The sequence below is a fragment of the Microcella sp. genome, from assembly GCF_046296455.1.
In the GTDB taxonomy this organism is placed as follows: domain Bacteria; phylum Actinomycetota; class Actinomycetes; order Actinomycetales; family Microbacteriaceae; genus Microcella.
In genome coordinates this window covers 108,755-127,978 of sequence record NZ_JBKBLF010000002.1, presented here as the reverse complement: position 1 = coordinate 127,978, position 19,224 = coordinate 108,755, and the positions used below count along the sequence as shown (strand labels likewise).

General features: G+C 66.9%; 36 protein-coding genes and 1 tRNA gene. 35 read left to right on the top strand and 2 right to left on the bottom strand.

Annotation, left to right across the window (positions count from 1 at the left end; all coding sequences use genetic code 11):
* The first annotated feature begins 8 nt into the window (after positions 1 to 8).
* Positions 9 to 81, top strand: a tRNA-Val gene (locus ACK4HH_RS02140).
* Here the strand turns inward: ACK4HH_RS02140 and ACK4HH_RS02135 are convergent.
* Complete coding sequence (locus ACK4HH_RS02135) at positions 41 to 403, bottom strand: helix-turn-helix domain-containing protein (RefSeq protein ID WP_409647985.1); 363 nt, start codon at positions 401 to 403, stop codon at positions 41 to 43. The genes ACK4HH_RS02140 and ACK4HH_RS02135 overlap by 41 nt on opposite strands.
* 98 nt (positions 404 to 501) lie before the next feature.
* On the opposite strand from ACK4HH_RS02135, the gene ACK4HH_RS02130 reads away from it, so the two are divergent.
* Genes ACK4HH_RS02130 through ACK4HH_RS02120 form a run of 3 tightly spaced genes read left to right on the top strand, consistent with a single transcriptional unit; the run spans position 502 to position 1,225 of the window.
* Positions 502 to 717 carry a MerR family DNA-binding transcriptional regulator gene (locus ACK4HH_RS02130; protein WP_409647906.1) on the top strand — a complete coding sequence of 72 codons (216 nt, stop codon included), beginning with the start codon at positions 502 to 504 and terminating at the stop codon, positions 715 to 717.
* On the top strand, positions 714 to 947 hold the full coding sequence (locus ACK4HH_RS02125) for a hypothetical protein (protein ID WP_409647904.1): 234 nt from the start codon (positions 714 to 716) through the stop codon (positions 945 to 947). The genes ACK4HH_RS02130 and ACK4HH_RS02125 overlap by 4 nt, the downstream gene beginning before the upstream one ends.
* Before the next feature lie 2 nt (positions 948 to 949).
* Positions 950 to 1,225 (top strand): hypothetical protein, encoded by a 276-nt coding sequence (locus ACK4HH_RS02120; protein ID WP_409647902.1) that lies wholly within the window; start codon positions 950 to 952, stop codon positions 1,223 to 1,225.
* A gap of 50 nt (positions 1,226 to 1,275) precedes the next feature.
* Here the strand turns inward: ACK4HH_RS02120 and ACK4HH_RS02115 are convergent, their stop codons facing one another.
* Positions 1,276 to 1,563 carry a hypothetical protein gene (locus ACK4HH_RS02115; RefSeq protein WP_409647900.1) on the bottom strand — a complete coding sequence of 96 codons (288 nt, stop codon included), beginning with the start codon at positions 1,561 to 1,563 and terminating at the stop codon, positions 1,276 to 1,278.
* A gap of 59 nt (positions 1,564 to 1,622) precedes the next feature.
* Here ACK4HH_RS02115 and ACK4HH_RS02110 point away from each other — a divergent pair, with 59 nt between their 5' ends.
* The 31 genes from ACK4HH_RS02110 (at position 1,623) to ACK4HH_RS01960 (ending at position 19,214) form a co-directional block, all read left to right on the top strand.
* Positions 1,623 to 1,823, top strand: coding sequence for a hypothetical protein (locus ACK4HH_RS02110; protein WP_409647898.1), 201 nt, complete (start codon positions 1,623 to 1,625; stop codon positions 1,821 to 1,823).
* A gap of 429 nt (positions 1,824 to 2,252) precedes the next feature.
* Entirely contained in the window at positions 2,253 to 2,531 is a 279-nt protein-coding gene (locus tag ACK4HH_RS02105) for a hypothetical protein (RefSeq protein ID WP_409647896.1), read from the top strand.
* Positions 2,531 to 3,286, top strand: coding sequence for a phage antirepressor KilAC domain-containing protein (locus ACK4HH_RS02100; RefSeq protein WP_409647894.1), 756 nt, complete (start codon positions 2,531 to 2,533; stop codon positions 3,284 to 3,286). The genes ACK4HH_RS02105 and ACK4HH_RS02100 overlap by 1 nt, the downstream gene beginning before the upstream one ends.
* A complete protein-coding gene (locus tag ACK4HH_RS02095) occupies positions 3,283 to 3,486 on the top strand; it encodes a hypothetical protein (protein ID WP_409647892.1) in 204 nt (67 codons plus the stop codon). Before ACK4HH_RS02100 ends, ACK4HH_RS02095 begins: the two co-directional genes overlap by 4 nt.
* Entirely contained in the window at positions 3,483 to 3,695 is a 213-nt protein-coding gene (locus ACK4HH_RS02090; protein ID WP_409647890.1) for a hypothetical protein, read from the top strand. Before ACK4HH_RS02095 ends, ACK4HH_RS02090 begins: the two co-directional genes overlap by 4 nt.
* A complete protein-coding gene (locus ACK4HH_RS02085; RefSeq protein ID WP_409647888.1) occupies positions 3,692 to 4,387 on the top strand; it encodes a hypothetical protein in 696 nt (231 codons plus the stop codon). Before ACK4HH_RS02090 ends, ACK4HH_RS02085 begins: the two co-directional genes overlap by 4 nt.
* A complete protein-coding gene (locus ACK4HH_RS02080; RefSeq protein ID WP_409647886.1) occupies positions 4,384 to 5,202 on the top strand; it encodes a hypothetical protein in 819 nt (272 codons plus the stop codon). The genes ACK4HH_RS02085 and ACK4HH_RS02080 overlap by 4 nt, the downstream gene beginning before the upstream one ends.
* A 17-nt stretch (positions 5,203 to 5,219) precedes the next feature.
* Positions 5,220 to 5,699: a hypothetical protein gene (locus ACK4HH_RS02075; protein WP_409647884.1), complete on the top strand. Its 480-nt coding sequence runs from the start codon at positions 5,220 to 5,222 to the stop codon at positions 5,697 to 5,699.
* Entirely contained in the window at positions 5,699 to 6,076 is a 378-nt protein-coding gene (locus ACK4HH_RS02070) for a VRR-NUC domain-containing protein (protein WP_409647882.1), read from the top strand. Before ACK4HH_RS02075 ends, ACK4HH_RS02070 begins: the two co-directional genes overlap by 1 nt.
* A complete protein-coding gene (locus tag ACK4HH_RS02065) occupies positions 6,073 to 6,321 on the top strand; it encodes a DUF3263 domain-containing protein (RefSeq protein WP_409647880.1) in 249 nt (82 codons plus the stop codon). The genes ACK4HH_RS02070 and ACK4HH_RS02065 overlap by 4 nt, the downstream gene beginning before the upstream one ends.
* On the top strand, positions 6,318 to 6,533 hold the full coding sequence (locus tag ACK4HH_RS02060) for a hypothetical protein (protein ID WP_409647878.1): 216 nt from the start codon (positions 6,318 to 6,320) through the stop codon (positions 6,531 to 6,533). The genes ACK4HH_RS02065 and ACK4HH_RS02060 overlap by 4 nt, the downstream gene beginning before the upstream one ends.
* Entirely contained in the window at positions 6,530 to 7,900 is a 1,371-nt protein-coding gene (locus ACK4HH_RS02055; RefSeq protein ID WP_409647876.1) for a ParB/RepB/Spo0J family partition protein, read from the top strand. The genes ACK4HH_RS02060 and ACK4HH_RS02055 overlap by 4 nt, the downstream gene beginning before the upstream one ends.
* Before the next feature lie 110 nt (positions 7,901 to 8,010).
* Positions 8,011 to 8,517, top strand: coding sequence for a hypothetical protein (locus ACK4HH_RS02050; protein ID WP_409647875.1), 507 nt, complete (start codon positions 8,011 to 8,013; stop codon positions 8,515 to 8,517).
* Positions 8,514 to 8,783: a hypothetical protein gene (locus tag ACK4HH_RS02045; RefSeq protein WP_409647873.1), complete on the top strand. Its 270-nt coding sequence runs from the start codon at positions 8,514 to 8,516 to the stop codon at positions 8,781 to 8,783. Before ACK4HH_RS02050 ends, ACK4HH_RS02045 begins: the two co-directional genes overlap by 4 nt.
* Positions 8,784 to 8,798: 15 nt before the next feature.
* Positions 8,799 to 9,593: a hypothetical protein gene (locus ACK4HH_RS02040; protein ID WP_409647871.1), complete on the top strand. Its 795-nt coding sequence runs from the start codon at positions 8,799 to 8,801 to the stop codon at positions 9,591 to 9,593.
* A complete protein-coding gene (locus ACK4HH_RS02035) occupies positions 9,586 to 9,801 on the top strand; it encodes a hypothetical protein (RefSeq protein WP_409647869.1) in 216 nt (71 codons plus the stop codon). The genes ACK4HH_RS02040 and ACK4HH_RS02035 overlap by 8 nt, the downstream gene beginning before the upstream one ends.
* 11 nt (positions 9,802 to 9,812) lie before the next feature.
* Complete coding sequence (locus tag ACK4HH_RS02030) at positions 9,813 to 10,529, top strand: DUF2637 domain-containing protein (protein ID WP_409647867.1); 717 nt, start codon at positions 9,813 to 9,815, stop codon at positions 10,527 to 10,529.
* Positions 10,522 to 11,034 (top strand): hypothetical protein, encoded by a 513-nt coding sequence (locus ACK4HH_RS02025; protein WP_409647865.1) that lies wholly within the window; start codon positions 10,522 to 10,524, stop codon positions 11,032 to 11,034. Before ACK4HH_RS02030 ends, ACK4HH_RS02025 begins: the two co-directional genes overlap by 8 nt.
* A gap of 23 nt (positions 11,035 to 11,057) precedes the next feature.
* Positions 11,058 to 11,249 carry a hypothetical protein gene (locus ACK4HH_RS02020; RefSeq protein ID WP_409647863.1) on the top strand — a complete coding sequence of 64 codons (192 nt, stop codon included), beginning with the start codon at positions 11,058 to 11,060 and terminating at the stop codon, positions 11,247 to 11,249.
* On the top strand, positions 11,246 to 11,461 hold the full coding sequence (locus ACK4HH_RS02015; protein WP_409647861.1) for a hypothetical protein: 216 nt from the start codon (positions 11,246 to 11,248) through the stop codon (positions 11,459 to 11,461). Before ACK4HH_RS02020 ends, ACK4HH_RS02015 begins: the two co-directional genes overlap by 4 nt.
* Entirely contained in the window at positions 11,458 to 11,844 is a 387-nt protein-coding gene (locus tag ACK4HH_RS02010) for a hypothetical protein (protein ID WP_409647859.1), read from the top strand. Before ACK4HH_RS02015 ends, ACK4HH_RS02010 begins: the two co-directional genes overlap by 4 nt.
* A complete protein-coding gene (locus ACK4HH_RS02005) occupies positions 11,841 to 12,086 on the top strand; it encodes a hypothetical protein (protein WP_409647857.1) in 246 nt (81 codons plus the stop codon). The genes ACK4HH_RS02010 and ACK4HH_RS02005 overlap by 4 nt, the downstream gene beginning before the upstream one ends.
* Positions 12,086 to 12,334 carry a hypothetical protein gene (locus ACK4HH_RS02000; protein WP_409647855.1) on the top strand — a complete coding sequence of 83 codons (249 nt, stop codon included), beginning with the start codon at positions 12,086 to 12,088 and terminating at the stop codon, positions 12,332 to 12,334. Before ACK4HH_RS02005 ends, ACK4HH_RS02000 begins: the two co-directional genes overlap by 1 nt.
* Positions 12,331 to 12,777 carry a hypothetical protein gene (locus tag ACK4HH_RS01995; RefSeq protein ID WP_409647853.1) on the top strand — a complete coding sequence of 149 codons (447 nt, stop codon included), beginning with the start codon at positions 12,331 to 12,333 and terminating at the stop codon, positions 12,775 to 12,777. Before ACK4HH_RS02000 ends, ACK4HH_RS01995 begins: the two co-directional genes overlap by 4 nt.
* Positions 12,778 to 13,081: 304 nt before the next feature.
* Complete coding sequence (locus tag ACK4HH_RS01990; protein WP_409647851.1) at positions 13,082 to 13,291, top strand: hypothetical protein; 210 nt, start codon at positions 13,082 to 13,084, stop codon at positions 13,289 to 13,291.
* A gap of 26 nt (positions 13,292 to 13,317) precedes the next feature.
* Complete coding sequence (locus ACK4HH_RS01985) at positions 13,318 to 13,506, top strand: hypothetical protein (RefSeq protein ID WP_409647849.1); 189 nt, start codon at positions 13,318 to 13,320, stop codon at positions 13,504 to 13,506.
* Between the two features lie 121 nt (positions 13,507 to 13,627).
* Positions 13,628 to 15,070, top strand: coding sequence for a hypothetical protein (locus ACK4HH_RS01980; RefSeq protein ID WP_409647847.1), 1,443 nt, complete (start codon positions 13,628 to 13,630; stop codon positions 15,068 to 15,070).
* Between the two features lie 33 nt (positions 15,071 to 15,103).
* Positions 15,104 to 15,973, top strand: coding sequence for a DNA adenine methylase (locus tag ACK4HH_RS01975; RefSeq protein ID WP_409647845.1), 870 nt, complete (start codon positions 15,104 to 15,106; stop codon positions 15,971 to 15,973).
* A 282-nt stretch (positions 15,974 to 16,255) separates the two neighbouring features.
* Positions 16,256 to 16,504, top strand: coding sequence for a hypothetical protein (locus ACK4HH_RS01970; RefSeq protein ID WP_409647843.1), 249 nt, complete (start codon positions 16,256 to 16,258; stop codon positions 16,502 to 16,504).
* A gap of 609 nt (positions 16,505 to 17,113) precedes the next feature.
* On the top strand, positions 17,114 to 17,596 hold the full coding sequence (locus ACK4HH_RS01965) for a hypothetical protein (protein ID WP_409647841.1): 483 nt from the start codon (positions 17,114 to 17,116) through the stop codon (positions 17,594 to 17,596).
* The gene (locus ACK4HH_RS01960; protein WP_409647839.1) at positions 17,586 to 19,214 is read left to right on the top strand and encodes a hypothetical protein; all 1,629 of its coding nucleotides are present in this window, start codon (positions 17,586 to 17,588) and stop codon (positions 19,212 to 19,214) included. Before ACK4HH_RS01965 ends, ACK4HH_RS01960 begins: the two co-directional genes overlap by 11 nt.
* Positions 19,215 to 19,224: the final 10 nt, after the last annotated feature.

Here is a 19,224-nt window from a genome sequence, read left to right as displayed (position 1 = left end):
AGGGGCACGGGCTCTTAGCTCAGCTGGTAGAGCGCCTCGTTTACACCGAGGATGCCGGGGGTTCGAGTCCCTCAGGGCCCACGAGTTTCAGATGACCAAGGCGAAGTCCTCGCTCGCCAAACAGGTTGGTCCCGCCTCCGGAGGGCGGGCTGTCAGCCCAACCGAGGAACCAGGTGCGGGGCACCCCGCTGACCTCTTCAAAGCGGACCGCGATCGCGGCGATGTTCTCGGGCGAGTTCTTGCCTGACTCCCAGGCGGAGTAGGCCTTCAAGCCGACCTCAAGCTGGTCAGACATCTGCTCCTGCGTTAGACCCATGTCTCGACGCACTTTGCGTGCGCGCTCAGCAAACGTCCATTCGGGGATCCGACCTCTTAGCGGCGTCACGTTCGTGGCAGTGCTCATGTGGCCATCGTAGATAAACCTGCCTAAACGTGTCAATACCTACGACACGCCGCGACTACTGTTTGACAACATTGCTAGCAATGCCTACTGTCGGCATCATGACCGATAGCAAGACCTACCAGGGGCAGGCAGCGCTCCCCATCGGGGAAGTCGCCAGAATGCTCGGCGTCTCGGTCGGCACGCTACGCAATTGGGAGAAGAGCGGCAAGATCGCCACCTTCCGGACGCCCGGTGGCCAACGCCGGTTCCGCGCCGAGGATGTCGAAGCACTCCGGAGCGGCACCGCGCTCGCCGAAGGCGGTGACGCAGCATGACCCAGCGCAACCTTGCGACAAAGGCCTCGCGCCCCGTCGAAGCCGTCATCTACGCCAGCGGAGCGCTCGAAGCACAAGCACTCGCGATCGCCCTCGAAGCCGTCGCCAAAGACCTTGAAGCCGCCGGCATCCCCGCACTTCACACCCGCGACTTCGCCACCAACCGCCGCCAGCTCGAAACGACCATGCGAGCCGCGGAAGCCACGGCGCTCGCCGAAGGCGGGGAGTAGCCATGCTCACGCCTACTCCGACCCCGAGCCCGTCAGTTGACATCATCACGCCTGGCTTCCCTGACGAGAACAGCAACGACATCGACGACCGCCTCGAGCAGGCTCCCTGCACCGTCGACTGCGTCGAGGATGTTCAGCTGCCGATGCCGGCCCCTCTGCGCGACGAGCTCGCCCTTACAGGTCCGACCGAAGGACTGGCGCTCGTGCCTTTGCTGCTGATCGCGGTCGGCATGGCCGCCATCAACGCGCGCCGCCGTGCACGAGGGGGCAGACGATGAAGCGAATCAAGATCCACCTCGGCGCTCAACGAACGAGTGACTTTGCAGACCTAGCGCTTGAACGGAGTCGTCAGGAACGGCAGAACCAAGAACTGCCCCGCTCGGGCGACATCGAGAATCGTGTCCAGCAGCCCTGCATCCAGGCTCAGGTGCGGCCCGTTCTTGTAGACGAGCGCGATCCCGCTTCCGGAGGCGCTGACGATCCGATGGCCGTCAGAGGCGTGCACACGGGGGTCGATTCCCTCGGGCGCCAGCTCGGCCAACGCCGCGTCCAGGTGGAAAAGCGACTCGTCGTCCACGTCGAGCTCGACCTGACTTCCGAACAGCAGCTTTCCCATCCGCCCACCGTAACGGTCTGTGTCAGCACAGCCGCTTCTTCTACCAAGGTGCGTGCCGCATGATCGCCCTCGCCATCGCCGGCGCGCTCGGCCTGTTCGCCGTGGTCCTGTTCGTCGCGGCAGCGCTGCTCACCATCGTTCCGCGCCGACTCCCGATGATCGCGCCGGGTATCGCCGTGCTCGCTCTGCTCGCCACGATCGCCATGGTGCTCTCCGCACTCCTCGGAGTGCTGCAGCTCGTGGCGGGAGTCGTCGCATGAACGCCCGGACACCGGTCGGTGGAACGCCGCGCCTCGGGGCCAGGCCGCATTCTCGCGGCCCCCGGGGTGGCGCGTCCGCCATCGCAGCCACCCCGGGCTTCTCAACTTCCACGTCCGCTCCGATTCGGGGCCGGAGCGGGCGTGGGACCACCGTGGCAGGCCTTGCCCCCAATCGGCCCGCCCGCTCGACGGTCTCACCGACCTCCACCCAGGTCACCGTCGATGTACCCGTCGGGGGTGACCGGAGCACACACACCCGAAGTGCTGCAGCACCGGTCGCCCCCGCACCCATCCGCTACGCCGTCAAGGTCCTCGTCCTCGCGGGCGGCTTCTTCGTAGTCCATGCCGCCGCCACTCACCCAGCCGCAGCAGTCGCTCTCGCAATCACCTTTCTCGCCATCACCGTCCTCACCGCCCGGAGGCCTCATCATGCTTGAACTTCGCCGTCGTCGCCGCACCTGGCGCCGCATCCTGACCAACCCCGTCATCGCGGCCGAGGTCGCCTTCGTCGCCGTCGTCACCGGGATCGGCATCGTCGCCATCAGCCCGATCGGCGCATCGATCAGCCTCGCGATCGCCACCCACGACAACCCGGGCCTCGTCGCCTCCCTCGTCGCCGGCACGATCATCATCACGACCGCGCTGCTCATCGGAGCCACGATGGTCGCTTTCCAGATCCTCGCCCGCCACCAGCGCCGCACCAGCTGATGGCCGCCACGATGATCCAGACGCCGGTCATCGTCCCGCTCCGCTGGCTCGGCCGCGGTCAGGACGTGCGCGTCACCATCACGCACAACCACCAGGTGCTCGTCTACGCATTCGACGTCTTCCGAGCCCTCGACGTCTTCACCGACACCATCGAACGCCACAGCGCCTACCCGCTCGCCGCCATCGGCGTGCTCCCCGCCGGCGTGAATTTCCTCGACCACGTCGTCGACGAATCCCACTCCGCAACACTCTTCTACCCCCTCCACCGCATTCAGCAGATCGTCCGCCACAGCCCCGCAGACCCGACCCTCGTCGACGAGCTGCTGACGTGGCTCGGTGATGCGATCGCGGACCTGATCGCACCCCCCGTCCGCCGCCTGCCGGAGCGGAACAGCAGCGAGCCGCAGGCGCCCGCAGAACCCTCGACCTTCTCCATCGGTAGAGCCGCTCGCATCCTCAGCCGCGACCCCGCGCTCACCTACGGCCAGCAGACCCTCTTCGACGCCATGTCCCGGTTCGGATGGATCGCACGCGAGCTCGGCATCTGGGTGCCCGCCGAGCAGACCATCGCCGAGGGATGGCTCGTGCGGCACCAGGTGCGCCTGGGCTATGAAAAGCGATCCGAGCGCGTCCTGTACCCGCAGATCCGCATCACCAGCGCGGGCCTCACCGAACTGCACACCCGCCTCGGTGGCATCGCCACCCTCAACCTCGAAGAGCAGCCGACTCTCACGATCCTGGATGGCACCGCGTGAGCGCCGACCGGCCGGCAGGTCTGCCGGAGAAATACACGCTGGTGTTCGTCGACCAGGTCAACGGCCGAACGTTCACCCTGTCGCGCACGCCTGTCGCGACGTTCATCGACGCCCAGGGCCTCACCCCTGAACAGGCCACCCAGCTCGTCGGCGACATCGTCGTCGATCAGATGCTCGAGCAGCTCGAGGCGACCGGATGACCGCCGTCACGACTCAGGACGGCCCTCGCATCGTCGTCGAGCTCAACTGCGACCTCTGCCCCGCCCAGGTGGTGCACACCGACACCGTGCCGCTGGCGGTCGTCACGGCCTACCTCAGCGCTGCTGGGTGGCAGATCGCCTCCGAGGCGCCCGCCGCGTCCCAGATCGTCGCATGCCCGCGCTGCGCCCAAGTAGGAGGCCGCCGATGACCGACACGACCGCACCCGCCAAGAAGCGAGGTCGCCCCCGCACGCGCCCCGAGCTCATCCTCGACGGCGACCACGAGACCATGACCGACGCCCAGAAGCGTGGCCACTACACCCGGGGATGCACTCACGAGGAGTGCCGCACTGCCGCTTCCGCCGCCAATCGGGAACGCCTCCGTAACAAGCGCGAGGCAGAGCGTGAAGAAGACACGCAGCCGGCGGTCAATGACGCCTCAGGGCCCGCAATCGAGCCTGAGCCGCCCACGCAGCCTGACTCGCTGACCGGCCGCCGCGTACCCGCCCTTGGCGCCTCACGGCGTCTGCAAGGGCTCCTGTTCGCCGGCCACAGCCCCGTCGCGATCGCCCGCCGCACTCAGATCGGCGTCGACGCGGTCTGGTGGCTGCTGCACGAGCTCGTCGACGACGTCGACGAAGTCACGCACCGCATCGTCGACCGCGAGTTCCGCAAGATGCGCGAGGAGATACCGGCACCGACGATGAAGACCGCTCTGGCGGCCGAGCAGCTCACCGTCATGTGCCGCGAGCTCGCCATCACCCACGAGTGGGCATCGCCGTGGGCCTGGGACGACATCGACGAAGACACACGCCCCGCCCACCCGTCGACGCCTAACGCCGCCACGACCCTCACAGAGCGCCAGCGCGCCACCCGCACCGAGGGGAGGGCGGCCGAATGAGTTGGCTCAAGCTCGACGACCAGCTGGGCGTGCACCGCAAGGTCATCAAGATCCAGCGCCGCACCCGACTGGAATGCATGGGCCTGTGGACCCTCGCCCTCTCCGCATCGGGACGCGGCCTCACCGATGGCGTGCTGGAGGACTTCGAACTCGACGAGCTCGGCGCGAAGCAAGCACTCATCGACGAGCTCGTGCGCGTCCAGCTGTGGCACTCCACCGGTCACGACTGCCAACGCTGCCCCCAGCCGCCCGCCGGCGGCATCGTCATCCACGACTACCTCGCCCTCAACCCCTCGAAGAAGCAGGTCGAGGACAAGCGTGAGGCCGAGCGCGTCCGCAAGGTGTCCCAGCGGGACAACGCGCGGAAGGCGCGCACGACACCCGAGGGACAGGAGCAGGTGTCCGAACACCCCGTCCCGTCCCGTCCCGTCCCGTCCCCTGACTTGACAGACCTTTCCCCCCGTCCTGAGTCAAGTCCAGACCCCAGCGTGCGCGAGATCGGACCTGACGAGGGACAGGAAATCACCCTCGAGCAGCACGCCGCGAACCTTGCCGAGAGCCTCGGCGTCCGCAAGATCGACGCCACCCGCGACCTGCTCGCCGCCACCGCCGAGACACCGCTCACCGACCTCGGCGCCCTGGCAATCGTCGAGGCCGTCATGCGACGCCGCGACCCGCGACAGCAGCCCGTCCGCGACGTCGACGCGTACATCGCCGGCACCTGCCGGCAGAACCCGCACGAGATCCGCGAACTCGCCGACACCATCGGCGCCCGCAGCCTCGGCGCAACCGTCCACCCCCTGCTCAGCGCCTGAACCCGGAGACCACGCCCATGCCTGCCACCGTCACCCGCGACTCGTTCCGATCGACCCTCGTCGAGTACGCCATCGAACACTCCAAGCCCGACGGAACCCGCTGCACCGAAGACAACGACTCCTGCCCGCTGCAGCAGCAGCTCGAGCGCGACTTCCGCGACCTGATCGCCACCGACGACGTCAACGAGCTCATCACGGTGTTCCTCAACCAGCTGCTCCACGAAGGCGCGGCGATCGCCCGCACGCGCCAAGCCGACGGCGGTCTCGGCCTCGCCGGCTACAGGTTCGAGGGCTCCGCCACATCCGGCATGCTCGCCGGCGCACTCATGCTCAGCCGCGCCCACGGCAACGACGAACTCGGCGACGCAGCCCGCACCATCCTCCGATTCGGCCCGCCCCGCATGGCGCACGCCGTCCTGAGCGTCATCGTCGAGCAGCTCGTCATCTCGCTCGTCGAACGCCACCAGGAGATGCTCGGCACCCCCGGGAGCCACTGATGGAAGCCGCCTCGATTAGCGAAGCCGACTACCACGCCATGAAGGCCGCCGAGATGCCCGAGAAGCGACTGCAGGACAACGTCATCGGCGTCGCCCGCACCCTCGGCTGGCGCGTCTACCACACCTACTCCTCGGTCCGCAGCGAACCCGGCTACCCCGACCTGCACCTGCTCCACGCCCGCCACAAGGTCTCCGCCCTCATCGAGCTGAAGACCATGAAGGGCAAACTCTCCCCGGCCCAGCAGACCTGGCTGCGCGACCTCCACACCGCCGGCGTCGCCGTCGCCGTCTGGCGCCCCATCCACTGGTACACGCACCAGATCCACGACTGGCTCGCCAACCCCCGCACCGTCGAGCTGCCAGGACGTCTCGCATGACCGCCAACGGCCCCACGACCCCCGTCACCGCAGCAGCCCTTCTCGACTTCGAAGCCACCTACCCGCACCCGGCCGGGAAGGACGCCCTCATCCGCCGCCACTTCGGCATCACGCGAACGAAGTACTGGCAGATCCTCGCTGCCTACGTCATCACCAAAGACGCCCTCGAACAGGACCCCATCACCGCCCGCCGCGTCCGCGAACGCCTCGCCGCACCCCGCACCACAACCGAGGCCGATCGATGACGAAGAAGACCACCATCAGCCGCAAACTCGCCGCCGCAGCCCTCACCGAGCTCACCCCGGACCTCGCCCGCCTCGAGCTCGAACGCTGGACCACCAGCCGCCAAGACCCCGCCACCGCCATCGAGCAGCTCATCCGCCGCGAACTCTACGACATCACCCCAACCAGCCCCCACCTCACCGCAACCCTCAACCCCGCAAGGAGAACCGCATGACCCCCACCAGCACCCCCGCCGCCCCGCCCACCACCGTCCTCATCGCCCCCACCGACGTCGTCGTCGACGCCAACATCCGCAGCACCGTCAAGACCGACAAGCCCTTCTGGGCCTCCGTCAAGCAAGACGGCGTCCTCGTCCCCCTCATCGTCGAACTCCGCCCCGACGGCACCCACCACCTCATCGACGGACAACGCCGCATCCTCGCCGCCATCGACGCCGGCCTCACCCAGATCCCCGCCACCATCATCAGCAGCTCCACCAGCGACAGCGACCACATCGTCCGCCAACTCGTCGTCAACGAACACCGCGAGCAGCTCACCGACGCCGACCGCGTCGCCGCCATGCAGACCCTCTTCGACTACGGCCTCACCGCCGACCAGATCGCCCGCAAAACCAAGACCCCCCGACCCCGCGTCGACAACGCCCTCAAGATCATCGCCTCACCCACCGCCGCGAACGCGATCGCCAACACCCCCGCCATCACCCTCGACCAGGCAGCGGCGCTCGCCGACTTCGAGGACAGCCCGGAGATCTCCGAGAAGCTCGCCGCGATCGCCGCCGACTCGCCGTCCCGGTTCGCCCACGAGCTCAGCCGCGCCCGCGACGACCGCGCGATCGCACAGGCACGCGCGACCGCGATCGCCGATCTCGAAGCCGCCGGCGTGCCGCTGCTGCTGCAGCGACCCGACTACGACAACAAGACGATCCTGGCGCTGCGCGAGCTCAGCCCCACCGCGGCCGCCGCGAAGGCCTACACGTCGATCGAGCTGGAGAACCACACCACCTGCCCAGGCCACGCCATCTACGTCCACGCGTCCATCGACTGGGGCGCCGACCGAGCCGTCACCGTCACCGAGCACCCCTACTGCACCGACTGGAAAGCCAACGGCCACTTCAAGCGCGGCAGCACCGCAACCGGCGGCGCAGTCGATGCAGCCGAGAAGGAAGCCCGCCGCCAAGCCCGAGAGAACAACAAAGCCTGGACCTCCGCCACCCCCGTCCGCATCGCCTTCCTCCAGACCCTCCTCACCACCCCCGAACCCCCCAAGGGCTGGGACCTCTTCGTCGCCCAATACCTCGCCCGCGGCACCGACAGCGACTACCGCATCCGCTCCACCGTCGAGAACCTCCTCCAGATCACCAACGAGACCGGCCAGGGCAAGTGGCTCGACGCCCACCCCAACCGGGCACCACAGCTGCTCCTCGCACACGCCCTCGCCTCGATCGAGGGCGAGTACGAGTACGGCAAGAGCGGCTGGAAGAACTCGCGCACCCCCGACTACCTCCGCGTGCTCTCCACCTGGGGCTACACCCTCTCCGACATCGAAGAGACGACCGCCACGAGCGCGAAGGCGAAGCGATGAACGACTGGCCCACGCGACTCAAGGTCGACCCGATCGGGCAGTGGCCCGGCGCCCGCACAGCACGACAGCAGCGCTCACCGTTCTCTGCAAACCTCAGCGCAACCCTCGAAGTGCTCGAGCGCGAGATCCGCGAGCTCGGCGGCCGAGACGCCCGCATGCAGATCGCCATCCCGCCCGAGCAGTTCCGCCTCGACGGCTACCCGCGCGCGACCGCGAAACCCGAACACTCCGGTGTGATCCTGACACTGCAGTCCAAGCACGGCCCCCTGTCGTACCCCTGCGACACCTTCACCACCTGGCAGGACAACCTCCGCGCGATCGCTCTCGCACTCGAAGCACTGCGCAAGGTTGACCGGTACGGCGTGACAAAGCGCGGCGAGCAGTACCGCGGCTTCCTCGCGCTCGAAGCAACGGCAGCGCGCCCGTTCCACGACGTCGACAGCGCCGCCAAGTACCTCCGCGACATCGCAGGCGACCCTTCGAACCCGCACATCGATCTCCGCACGATCGCCCGAAGGGCCCAGGCCCTCACGCACCCCGACCGCGGTGGAGACGCGAACAGGTTCCAGCTCGTCACCGAGGCAATCGAGCTCCTCAAGCGGGAGACGTCCCTGTGACCGCCACCGAGGTCGCTGCGGCGCTCGCCGTGGAGCTCGGCGTCTCGCTGCGCGATGCGGTCGAGAAGGCCGGCTTCGAGTGGGTCGTCGACATGGATCACGAGGACCGTCGCCTGGTGATGTCGAAGGACCTCACGACGCGAGTCCTCACGATCCGCATCGACGGCATCCGGTTCGACGCGGTCGATCGTCTCGGCGCGCACGCCACCAACCTGCCGCAATTCCGCGCGCTGCTCGCTGAGCACACTCCCGACCGTCACGCCTGAGGAGGCACATCAACCATGCACCGCTATCCCGACTGGGTCACCCCGAGCAACGCCCACGAGTGTGCTGCGCCGAACTGCGCGATGGTCGACGGCTCGGCCTACAAGGGCGCCGTGGCTTCGTCACTCGGGGTCGCCCCGCGGCATCCGGTGCACGGTTCGGAGCTCTGCATCCACCATGAGCGTCAGCTGCGTCGCGTCCTCATGGATCTCGCGGGACGTCTGCCGGATGTTCGTGCGGCGGTGCTGCGGACGCAGGCGAACGATGGCGGCCGCGGCGGAGCGTCGTCGACGGTGCCCGACCCTGTGTCGCAGCTGTGGAACCCGCGCGCGACGGTCGTGGCGACGAAGGTGCAGGACTTCAGCGACTACCTCGTCGGCACGGTGCTGCGCGAGTACCGGTCATCGACGCCCGACGTCGCAGCCGACCATGGCGCGCTCCGCGTGGGCCTCGACGCCCGTGTAGCCCTCGTCGCCCTGTCGCGTTGGTACGGCGACTGGCTGGCCCGCTATCCGGGCGGCGTCGGCCCGGACATCCTGCGATCCCTGCTCGAGCTGCGCCGCTCGTGCGAGGGCGCGATCAACGGGCCCTCGTTCCGCCGCGTCGCCCTCGACGGGGCACGCTGCCGTGAGGAGGTGCTCGAGCTCGACGCCGGTGTGGTCCACTGCGAGGCGCCCCTCGTCGGCATTTTGCGCCGCCCGAGCGACAAGCAGCCGTCCGAGATCGTCTGCACCGCGAACCCCGAGCACCGCCGCTACTCGCGCGACGAGTGGATGACGTTCGCCGTCGACCAAGGGCGCCCGCATGGGTGAGACCCGCTGGGTGGATGCCCACACGGCCGGCCTGATGCTCGGCGTCTCCGCGAAGCGCGCGTCGAACCTCGCCGCGATCGAGAAGTGGCGACGTCGACCCAACACGCGCCCTGCCCAGTTCTCGTACCGCGACGTGCTCAACACGTACCACCGGCGCACCTCTGACCGTTCCACTTTGACCCCGGCCTCAGCGGCCGTCCAGTCCTGAAGGAGTCCCTCTTGGCCAACCGCAAGCAGACCACGCCCCCGGTGGCGTCCCTCGGTCAACGCATCGCCCTGAACGTCATCCTGCTGCTCGTCGGCGCGGCCGCGTTCCGCATGAGCTTCGACCACCACGTGAAGATCGCCGCGGCCGCCGGCATCCCGCTCGAGCTCGGCATCTTCTACCCGCTCGTGGTCGACGCCGCGATCCTCGTCGCGATGCTGATCGGCATCTGGATTCCGACCCTCACGCACGGGCAGCGCCGATACGTGTGGTGGACGGTCGCGTTCTTCACCGCGCTGTCGGTCGCGAACAACAGCCTCAGCGTCCTCGTGTTGGAGCCGGAGAAGGTGACCATGCCGATGTGGGCCGCGATCGCCGTCCACGCCGTGCCCGCCATCACCCTCTTCGTGGTTGTCCACCTGGCCGTCAACACGGTCTTGAACCCCGCGAACCGTCCGCCGCGCCGCACCACCGACCAGCAGCCGGCCACGACCGCCACCGCCCGTCCGTCCGCGACCGGCCACGACCCGGCACCGGTCCGCGCCTTGTCCTCAGCTCCGTCCGCTCAACGCCCACGCCGCGGCGCCCCTGTTCCGCCCGAGCATCTGGCCACGATCCTCCGCCTTAAGAGCGAAGGCCTCGGCGCCCGTGACATCGCCGAGCACGTCCCCTACGGCAAGAGCAAGGTGTCCGAGATCATCCGCGACCACCAGGAGGCCAACCGTGCCTAACCACATCCGCGCTGGCCACCTGACCGCCATCCACATCGGCAACACCGTCACCGTCAACGGCGTCACCGGACGCATCCACGACCTCGAGCACCGCACCAGCATCTTCGGCGGCGACCCCATCACGATCGTCAACCTCCGCCTGCCGGACGGCACCTCGAACCGGCAACAGCACCACCCGGCCGACCCCGTCACCCTCGTCGACCCGCCGCACCACCACAGCAGCCCCGCACCAGACGCACCCCTCACCCACCTCGTGCACCTGCTCGAGAAGCGCGCCGCCATGTGGAAACGCACCGGCGACAAAGCCCTCACCGACCGCAAGTTCGTACACCTCGACGAGGCCCGCGCCTCCGAAGCCGAATGCCGCTTCCTCATCCTCGAGCTCACCGAACCCACCAACGCCGACAAGGTCACCACCCCACCCCGGCCGACTCCACCTCGCCCCGCACACCCCGCCTGCCAATCCGGCGGCCACGACAACTGCACCTGCGACATCTGCTACTGACCCGCCCACCCGAAAGGAACACCATGAAGAACCCCATCGAGCAGCTCGCCACCGCCCTCGGCATCCGCCTCACCAAGAACGGCCAGCCCGCCCTCGGCCTCGCACGCGCCGAACGCCACCAGAACCTCGACACCGCCGCCCTCCACAAGCGCCGCGCCCGCAACAAGGCCGCCCGCCGCTCCCGCCGCATCAACCGAATCCGAGCAGCCCGATGAAGACCAAGACCACGGCGCTCGCCGTAGCCTCACTCGTCCTCCTGCTCGCAGGATGTGGCGGCAACTACGCCCAGACGCCCGACGAGATCGCGGAGATCGCCGAGGCCCGCGACGCATGCAACGAAGCCGGCGGCCTCTTCGTCCAGTGGTCCACCGACTTCGGGCAGCGCTGGCGCTGCGACTTCGACCAGCGAGAGGACAGCAACCGATGACCCCCGTGGAGCGGCTGCAAGCCGCGATCGCCACCCTCACCGACTTCACCGGCGAGGACTGGCACGCCAGCACCTACATCAACGGCGTGACGGACATCGAAGCCACCAACCCTGGCGGAGGACGCCGAGTCATCACCGACCTGTTCCTCAGCGACGACGCGCACCTCATCGTCACCCTCCACCGCACCATCGACGCTCAGCTGCAGATCCTCCAGCACGCCCTAGCCCGCGCTAAGGCGAAGATCGCCGGCGGGGGAGTGGCACACGCTGTCTGGTCACACGAACGCGACGCCCTCGCTCTCTCCGACGCGATCCTCAACACCCCGGCGCTCGCCGAAGGGGCTGACCCGAAAACACCCGATTCAGAGGAGGCGCCCCAGTGAGGAAGAGCACGAACATCACCATGCTCGGCACGCCCACATTCATCCGCATCTACGAGAACCCGGGCCGTGAGCGTGACGAGTACCCGATCGCCGTCGCGCTCGATCATCACGAGCCGGTCGCGCTGTTCACCGAGCGCGCCTACGCACTGCCGTTCGCGATGAGCCTGCCCGACATTCTCGAGCTCGAGAACTCGGTGGTCGAGGACTCAACTTCGTCCGATTCTTCGGGAGGAACCGACTGATGGACACACTGCCCATGCACCAGCCCAGCTTCGAAGAAGTGCTCCCGTGGGATTGCATCTATGGAGAGTGCTCCCATGAAGGCGATTGCGAGCCGCTCAAGATCGAGGCGTGCCGCGCGTGCTCGGAGGCTGAGCCGCCCGTCGAGCTCGAGGAACTCCAGACGATCATCCCGTGGGACGTGGCAGAGGCCCGCGGCCACGCGCCTGTGGTCATCCCATCATCGCCCGATTCAGGGGCGAGCTCGTGACGCTGACCATCGCGTCGTTCCCGCTGCCAGTGGCATGGGACGGGCGCTCGGTCAAGTGGGATCGCTGGGAGGCTCCACAGCCCGTTTTCATCTGCCCGCCGCCGAAGGATGAGCGCTGCGAGTGCGGCTCGACGGCGAAGCCTTATACGGCGCGCGGTCTGCGCGACGCCGACCCGGCTCTCACAGCGCGGCTCGACCGACTGCCGCGCATCGGCCGACGCACGGCGCTCTACTGGCCCTGCTACGACCTGCACGCCTTCCGCTGCCCCGACTGCGGCGACGTGACCGTGTGGGACATGGAGAGCAACACTATGTGGACGCTCGACGAGGCCGACTACGGAGTGACCGGGTCGTGGGCGTGGTCGGGCGGCCTGCTGGATGCGTTGCTCGTGCCGACTTCGCCCGATTCATCGTCTACCGAGGAGAAAAACGATGACGCTTGAGGCGATCAGACGCCGGTACAACGTCCCGGCTAAGCAAGGCCGAATGTTGCTGTTCCAGGGTGAACGGCACATCATCACGGGGTCTGAGCGCGGGACTCTGCGACTGCGAATCCGTTCCGCTTCCGGGGGCAAGCCGTTCCCCGTGCATCCGACGTGGGAGATGGACTACGGTACCGCCCCTGTTACCGAGGAGACCGAACGTGGCTGAGACAGCTGTGAGTACTGTGCCGCGTCCGGTAACGCACTGGCATGGATGGCCGGGAGCGTTGTGCTCGTGCACTGCTGTCGCCTCGGAGAGCGACCAATGAGGCGGCTGCTGGTCGCGCTGGTCGGCGTGGCGCTCGTGGTAAGCCTGGCCGGATGCTCACCTTCTCGCATGAGCGTTGAGGAGGTCGAGGAGCTGGCGGCGGCGCGTGACGTGTGCAACGAGAACGGCGGCGTCTTTTCCCAGTGGGTGAGCGAGTTCGGCGTCGGGTACCGTTGCGACTTTGACCAGCGGGAGAGCGACCAATGAGCGTGCGGAGGCCGACCGGTCGCATCGTGGAGGACAGCTACGAGCCCGCCGCGCTCAAAGTCGCGTGGAGCGAGTACCGCGATGCGAACCCCGAGAATAACCACCCGGAGCGATACCAGGCGTTCCGCGCTGGCTATCGGCGCGGCATCGCTCAGGGCGCACTGCTCGCCTTGACGACGTTCGTGCACAGTTCTCCCGATTCATCGACACGCTAGAGGCACGTGTAGTGCGGAGCCGCCGGGTGGATCCGACCCTCGCGGAGGAGTCCACCGTTGACGAAGTTGCCTCACATCGCGATAGCCTGAACCAGATTGTCGACGTGGGCAGGAGTATCCGATGGTGGAGAAAGTCACGATCAAGGCCGAGGAGCTTTGGCGATTCCGACTCGACGCTCAGAACCCCCGTCACGAGCCCCAATCGCAGCAACAGGACATCGTCGATTACTTGACGGCAAACGAAGACGTCTTGCCGTTGCTCGAGGACATTGCGGCCCAGCGTTCACTCAGCCCTTTCGATCGGTTCGGCGCTCTTCGATCCGGCGATCTGCTCATTGCGATCGAGGGCAATCGGCGACTCTGCTCTCTTATGCTCCTGAACGATCCCGAGTTAGCGCCGGCGAAGTATCGAGCTCGAGTACGAGCCGCGGCGCAAGGCTGGAAGCCGGAGCTGATCGAGATCGATGTAGCGATCTTCGACACGCGTGAGGAAGCCAACCCTTGGCTTGAACGTCGCCATCAAGGGGCATTAGGTGGTGTCGGCCTGAAGGCTTGGAGTGCGATCGCTCAGGGTCGTCACTTCGGAACCTCCGACAACGCGCTCGCGCTTCGACTGATGAGTGTCGCGGTCGAGAGAGCTCTGATCACGAAAGAGCAGGGAGCCCGCCGAGTTCTCACCACGGTGCGTCGATTCACGGACAAGGAGTCGTTCAGACGCAACTTCTTGGGGATTACAACTGGGCGGACCGATCCGGACTACAAGACCGGCCTTGGCGACGAAGTATTCAACGAGCGACTGCAGGCTTTCTTCGATGAGCTCTTCGCCCCAACGCCGACCGTGACCTCGAGGATGTCGGCAAACGACATCACAAAGTGGGTAGACGATCGACTTGGCCCTCAGGACGAAGGGGGTGCGAGGGCCGAGGGTACGGACGACGATCAGGCAGACCAGTCAGTGACGAGCGGCTCGCCAACTGGCGGGCATGTCGAGAGAGTCCCTGAATCGCGGGCAGGCGATGAAGAATCGACAGCGGTCGCTCCGAGTGGTGGGGATGACGCACCACTCCCGGCGCTGCCAAAGGTATCCCGGCCTGCGTCACCCACTTCGCGCGCGAACTTAGTCGATGGTCGCTCGTTCCCAGACGGCACTGCCGATCAAATGCGGCAGTACTTCGTCTATGAGCTCGCCCGAATCCGCAAAGAGACGCCGCTTGCAGCTGCACTCGTGGCGCGCGTTCTATTGGAGAGCCTTTATCTAGACCTCTGGGACACATTGCCGACCACGATCAATCCGGACTCGAAGCTGCACACCAAGGTCATTCACATGATCCCGCATGTGAAGGAGTGGAATCTGGACCGAAAGGAGAAGGCTGCTCTCCAGCGCCTTCTTGACAGCGCCAATAACTCCGGCAACGTGCTAAGCCCGGCGGCGTTGGGAGCCGCTGCGCATGGTGCGCACGTTCCTTCCTGGGACAGCCTGGTGAGGGAGTGGGACGCGCTCCTGCCGATCATTCGGCGCATCATGAAGCACGTCGAAACTGCCCATGGCCACGCCGCGCCCTGACTGTTAACCTCTGAAAGAGGAGGCAGATAGACCGTGCCCAGTACCCACTCACCCCTGCGATACCCGGGCGGGAAAAGCGCCCTCACCAAGGCGGTCATTCAAACAATCGCCGACAACAAGCTCGAACACCATCAGTACGCCGAGCCCTACGCAGGTGGGGGCGGCCTAGCTCTCGGACTTCTCTACGGACGACACACCCACCGCATCGCGCTCAACGACCTCGACCCGGCCATACACGCGCTTTGGTGGACCATCCTCAACGAGACCAAGGAGCTGCGCACGCTCATCGCCTCAACCCCGATCACCATCGACGAGTGGCACCAACAGCGCATCACCTACTTCGCAGCCGACACCACCGACCCCGTACGCCTCGGCTTCTCAGCGTTGTTCCTCAACCGAACTAACCGATCGGGGGTCATCAAGGGCGGAGTTATCGGCGGGCTCGACCAAACCGGTGAATACCCTCTTGATTGCCGCTTCAACCGTGACACTCTCGACCAGAAGGTCGAACGAATCGCCAAGTACAAGGCTCAGATCGAACTCACCAACCTCGACGGTCGAACCTTCCTCGCCGAGCGCGACAGGACCGAGAAGGTGCTCTTTTTCATCGACCCGCCCTATTTCGAGAAAGGTCGAGGGCTCTACTCCAACTACTTCGAGGGCAACGACCACGAACTGCTGGCCGACGAAGTTCACGAGCTCAGCAACCCCTGGCTGCTCACCTACGACGACGCAGAGAGCATCGCGGCCCTTTACGACTCCCACCCTCTGTACAGGTACTCGATTCGATATACCGCCGCCATCAAGCGCACCGGTACCGAGCTACTTGCAACTTCGCGCGGTCTCATGGTCAACTTCCCGCACCAAACCCCAGCGTCCTCGCCCCGAACCATCAGCGCTTAGGTCAGCGCTCGCCGTAGGGAATCGACGACACGCCGATCCCAATCACGACACTCGGGACTCAATGCTGGGAAGTTCTCCACGTAGCGTGGGTGATCTGCACCCGCAAGGCCTCGAGAGATCGGGGCCTTTTTGTTTTCCTGACTGGCCACGGGCGGCCTGAGCGCAATCGCGCTCGTCGAGGTGGGACGTCAACGTCCGCTTTCTCCGGCGAAGTGCCCCCACGACATCGAGCAATCGACCAGGGGCAACTGCGTCCCACCTCGTGCGCGCCCGGGAGTGATCGTGTCCGACAAGACTAAGGCTGCCCTCGAAGCAGCCCTGAGCGCCCACATCGCCGACCAGACAGACGGTGACATCGTCACCGACTGGGCCCTCGTGGCCGCCACGAGCTCGATCGAGAGCATCGGCACGGGTCGCACCGCGTACTTCATCGAAGCGAACACGAACCAACCCGTGCACGTCATGGCTGGCCTATTCCGGTACGCGAGCGAGCACGTGATCTGGTACACCGACGACGAGGACGACGAATAGCCCGATCCTCGATCAGTCCACGAGGCAGGGGGCATCGCTCACAATGCCCACCAGATTCCGCGTCTGCTCCACCCCAGGCTGCCCCGAGGTGCACAACCTCCCCGGCTCACGATGCGCAACGCACGAGCAGCAGGCCAAGCAGTCTCACTGGAGCAAGAGCAAGGCCTACAACACCAAGGGCCACAGAGTCCGCTTCCGCCTCGCAGTCCTCCGCCGAGACCCCATCTGCGTCCTCTGCCAGCAACGCGAATCCAACGAAGCCGACCACTTCCCACGAAGCCGCGAGGAACTCGTCGCACTGCAGCTGGATCCGAACGACCCGAAGTACGGCCGAGGCCTGTGCACGCCGTGCCACGCCGCGCAGACCGCTGCGCACCAGCCCGGCGGATGGAACGCACGACCGAGCGTCACCTAGCCAGCCGACGACGCTCCGCACCCCCGGGGCGTGGCGTCAGAGGGGTGGGGGGAGACCCCCTCTGCCCTCGTACCGGGACGCGCCGGGGAGGGGAACTTTTCGTCCGACGGGTTCAAAACACTCTGGCCGGCCCTCTGCCGGCGCTTCAAACCCCCGCAACGGGGGCGCCGCAACGGCGAGGAAGAGAGATCGACATGCCCAGTGGTGGAGCACGAGCACGAAGCGGTCCGCCCGCCGACCCCAACGCACTCCGACGTGAGCGCAAGGACGACAAGGCCTGGGTTTCCCTGCCCAGCGAAGGCCGCAAGGGCCGCGCGCCCGCGCTGCCGCTTCCGGGAGCCAATCGGCTCGAGCGCGAGCTGTGGTCGGAGCTGTGGAAGAAGCCGCAGGCCATCCAGTGGGAGGCCCTCGGACTTCAGCGCCAGGTCGCCGCGTACACGCGCGCCTACATCGCCTCGATCGACATCGACGCGACGGCCGGCATCAAGACCGCGGTACTGCGCATGGAGGCCGAGCTCGGCCTGTCCATCGTCGGCATGAACTCACTGCGGTGGAAGATCGTCGCCGACGAGCTCGGCGAACGGCGCCAAGCCAAGACCGCTGCATCCGCGCCCACCGGCACCCGTGCACCGGGCAACGTCCGCGACCGTCTGCAGGCGATCGCCGATGGAGCCTAACCTCAGCCTCCTCGTCGCACCCACCTGGGTCGAAGCACACTGCGTCATCCCCGACGGCGATCACCGCGGCGAGCCGTTCATCCTCGGCGACGAGCAGCTCACCTTCATGGTCAAGCACTACACCGTGAAGCCCACCGCCCAGCGCGCCGGCGATCGCGACCGCCACGGCCGCTACGTCAAGCCAGCCGACGCATTCCGCTACCGCCGCTCTCAGATTGTCCGCGCGCAGAAGTGGGGCAAGTCTCCGCTCATCGCCGGCTTCGTCTGCCTGGAGGGAGTCGGGCCCGCGATCTTCGACGGCTTCGCCACCGGCGGCGAGCTCTACGACTGCCGCGACTGGGGATGCGGCTGCGGGTTCGAGTACTTCTACGAGCCCGGGGAGCCGATGGGGCGCCCATGGTCGACGCCGCTCATTCAGATCACCGCGACGTCGGAGGATCAGACCGACAACACCTACGACGCGCTGCGGCCGATGATCGACCTGGGCCCACTGGCCGACCTGATCCCAAAGACGGGTGAGGAGTTCATCCGACTGCCCGGCGACGGCCGCATCGACGTTGTCACCTCGAAGGCGAACTCGCGGCTCGGCCAGCGCGTCACTTTCGCCCCGCAGGATGAGACCGGCCTGTGGCTGAAGGCGAACGGCGGCCACAAGCTCGCCGAGACACAACGCCGGGGCCTCGCCGGCATGGGCGGCCGCGCGATCGAGACCACCAACGCGTGGGACCCCTCGCAGGATTCGGTCGCGCAACGCACTAACGAGTCGCCGGCTCAGGACATCAACAAGGACTTCCGACAGCCGCCCGCGCAGCTGAGCTTCCTCAACAAGCGCGAGCGTCGTCGGATCCTGGCATTCAACTACCAAGGCGCTCCGTGGGTCTCGATCGACGCCATCGAAGCCGAAGCCGCAGAAGTCATCCTCCGCAACCCAGCTGACGCCGAGCGCTTCTTCGGCAACCGCGTCGTCGCTGGCGCCGGCTCATGGCTGCCCGTGGCGAAGTGGACCGCGAAAGCTGCGACGCGCGTCGTCAAGCCGCGCACGACGATCTGCCTCGGCTTCGACGGCTCCGACGTCGACGACTGGTCTGGGATCCGCGCCGAGACCCTCGACGGCTACCAGTTCACGCCGACCTTCCACACGGACGGACGGCCGACCATCTGGGACCCTGCACAGTTCGGCGGCCGCATCCCACGGCTCGAGGTCATGGCCGCGTTCGAGGAGCTCTTCAAGCGCTACGACGTCGCGCGCGCATACCTCGACCCGCCGTACTGGCAGTCGGAGATCGACATGCTCGCGGCGAAGTACGGGCCCAAGAAGGTTCTGCGTTGGGAGACATACCGACCGAAGCCGATGCACGCCGCGCTCGAGCGATTCAAGACCGACGTCGTGCAGCCCGACTCGGGCTTCACCCACGACGGCGACGAGCAGGTGGCCACGCACATCCGCAACGCCATCGAGGTGCCCCGGCCCAACCAGACGTACCTGATCTTCAAGCCCCACGGGTCCGAGACCCAGAAGATCGACCTCGCGATGAGCTCCGTTCTCGCGCATGAGGCAGCAGCTGACGCTGCAGCGTCCGGGTACTCCGCGCAAGGCAAGACCACCATCTACTACTGAAGGGGAACGC

Coding starts and splice junctions, on each gene's coding strand:
- ACK4HH_RS02135 (WP_409647985.1), bottom strand. CDS start 403: ATGAGCACTGCCACGAACGTGACGCCGCTAAGAGGTCGGATCCCCGAA.
- ACK4HH_RS02130 (WP_409647906.1), top strand. CDS start 502: ATGACCGATAGCAAGACCTACCAGGGGCAGGCAGCGCTCCCCATCGGG.
- ACK4HH_RS02125 (WP_409647904.1), top strand. CDS start 714: ATGACCCAGCGCAACCTTGCGACAAAGGCCTCGCGCCCCGTCGAAGCC.
- ACK4HH_RS02120 (WP_409647902.1), top strand. CDS start 950: ATGCTCACGCCTACTCCGACCCCGAGCCCGTCAGTTGACATCATCACG.
- ACK4HH_RS02115 (WP_409647900.1), bottom strand. CDS start 1,563: ATGGGAAAGCTGCTGTTCGGAAGTCAGGTCGAGCTCGACGTGGACGAC.
- ACK4HH_RS02110 (WP_409647898.1), top strand. CDS start 1,623: ATGATCGCCCTCGCCATCGCCGGCGCGCTCGGCCTGTTCGCCGTGGTC.
- ACK4HH_RS02105 (WP_409647896.1), top strand. CDS start 2,253: ATGCTTGAACTTCGCCGTCGTCGCCGCACCTGGCGCCGCATCCTGACC.
- ACK4HH_RS02100 (WP_409647894.1), top strand. CDS start 2,531: ATGGCCGCCACGATGATCCAGACGCCGGTCATCGTCCCGCTCCGCTGG.
- ACK4HH_RS02090 (WP_409647890.1), top strand. CDS start 3,483: ATGACCGCCGTCACGACTCAGGACGGCCCTCGCATCGTCGTCGAGCTC.
- ACK4HH_RS02085 (WP_409647888.1), top strand. CDS start 3,692: ATGACCGACACGACCGCACCCGCCAAGAAGCGAGGTCGCCCCCGCACG.
- ACK4HH_RS02080 (WP_409647886.1), top strand. CDS start 4,384: ATGAGTTGGCTCAAGCTCGACGACCAGCTGGGCGTGCACCGCAAGGTC.
- ACK4HH_RS02075 (WP_409647884.1), top strand. CDS start 5,220: ATGCCTGCCACCGTCACCCGCGACTCGTTCCGATCGACCCTCGTCGAG.
- ACK4HH_RS02070 (WP_409647882.1), top strand. CDS start 5,699: ATGGAAGCCGCCTCGATTAGCGAAGCCGACTACCACGCCATGAAGGCC.
- ACK4HH_RS02065 (WP_409647880.1), top strand. CDS start 6,073: ATGACCGCCAACGGCCCCACGACCCCCGTCACCGCAGCAGCCCTTCTC.
- ACK4HH_RS02060 (WP_409647878.1), top strand. CDS start 6,318: ATGACGAAGAAGACCACCATCAGCCGCAAACTCGCCGCCGCAGCCCTC.
- ACK4HH_RS02055 (WP_409647876.1), top strand. CDS start 6,530: ATGACCCCCACCAGCACCCCCGCCGCCCCGCCCACCACCGTCCTCATC.
- ACK4HH_RS02040 (WP_409647871.1), top strand. CDS start 8,799: ATGCACCGCTATCCCGACTGGGTCACCCCGAGCAACGCCCACGAGTGT.
- ACK4HH_RS02035 (WP_409647869.1), top strand. CDS start 9,586: ATGGGTGAGACCCGCTGGGTGGATGCCCACACGGCCGGCCTGATGCTC.
- ACK4HH_RS02020 (WP_409647863.1), top strand. CDS start 11,058: ATGAAGAACCCCATCGAGCAGCTCGCCACCGCCCTCGGCATCCGCCTC.
- ACK4HH_RS02015 (WP_409647861.1), top strand. CDS start 11,246: ATGAAGACCAAGACCACGGCGCTCGCCGTAGCCTCACTCGTCCTCCTG.
- ACK4HH_RS02010 (WP_409647859.1), top strand. CDS start 11,458: ATGACCCCCGTGGAGCGGCTGCAAGCCGCGATCGCCACCCTCACCGAC.
- ACK4HH_RS02000 (WP_409647855.1), top strand. CDS start 12,086: ATGGACACACTGCCCATGCACCAGCCCAGCTTCGAAGAAGTGCTCCCG.
- ACK4HH_RS01990 (WP_409647851.1), top strand. CDS start 13,082: ATGAGGCGGCTGCTGGTCGCGCTGGTCGGCGTGGCGCTCGTGGTAAGC.
- ACK4HH_RS01980 (WP_409647847.1), top strand. CDS start 13,628: ATGGTGGAGAAAGTCACGATCAAGGCCGAGGAGCTTTGGCGATTCCGA.
- ACK4HH_RS01965 (WP_409647841.1), top strand. CDS start 17,114: ATGCCCAGTGGTGGAGCACGAGCACGAAGCGGTCCGCCCGCCGACCCC.
- ACK4HH_RS01960 (WP_409647839.1), top strand. CDS start 17,586: ATGGAGCCTAACCTCAGCCTCCTCGTCGCACCCACCTGGGTCGAAGCA.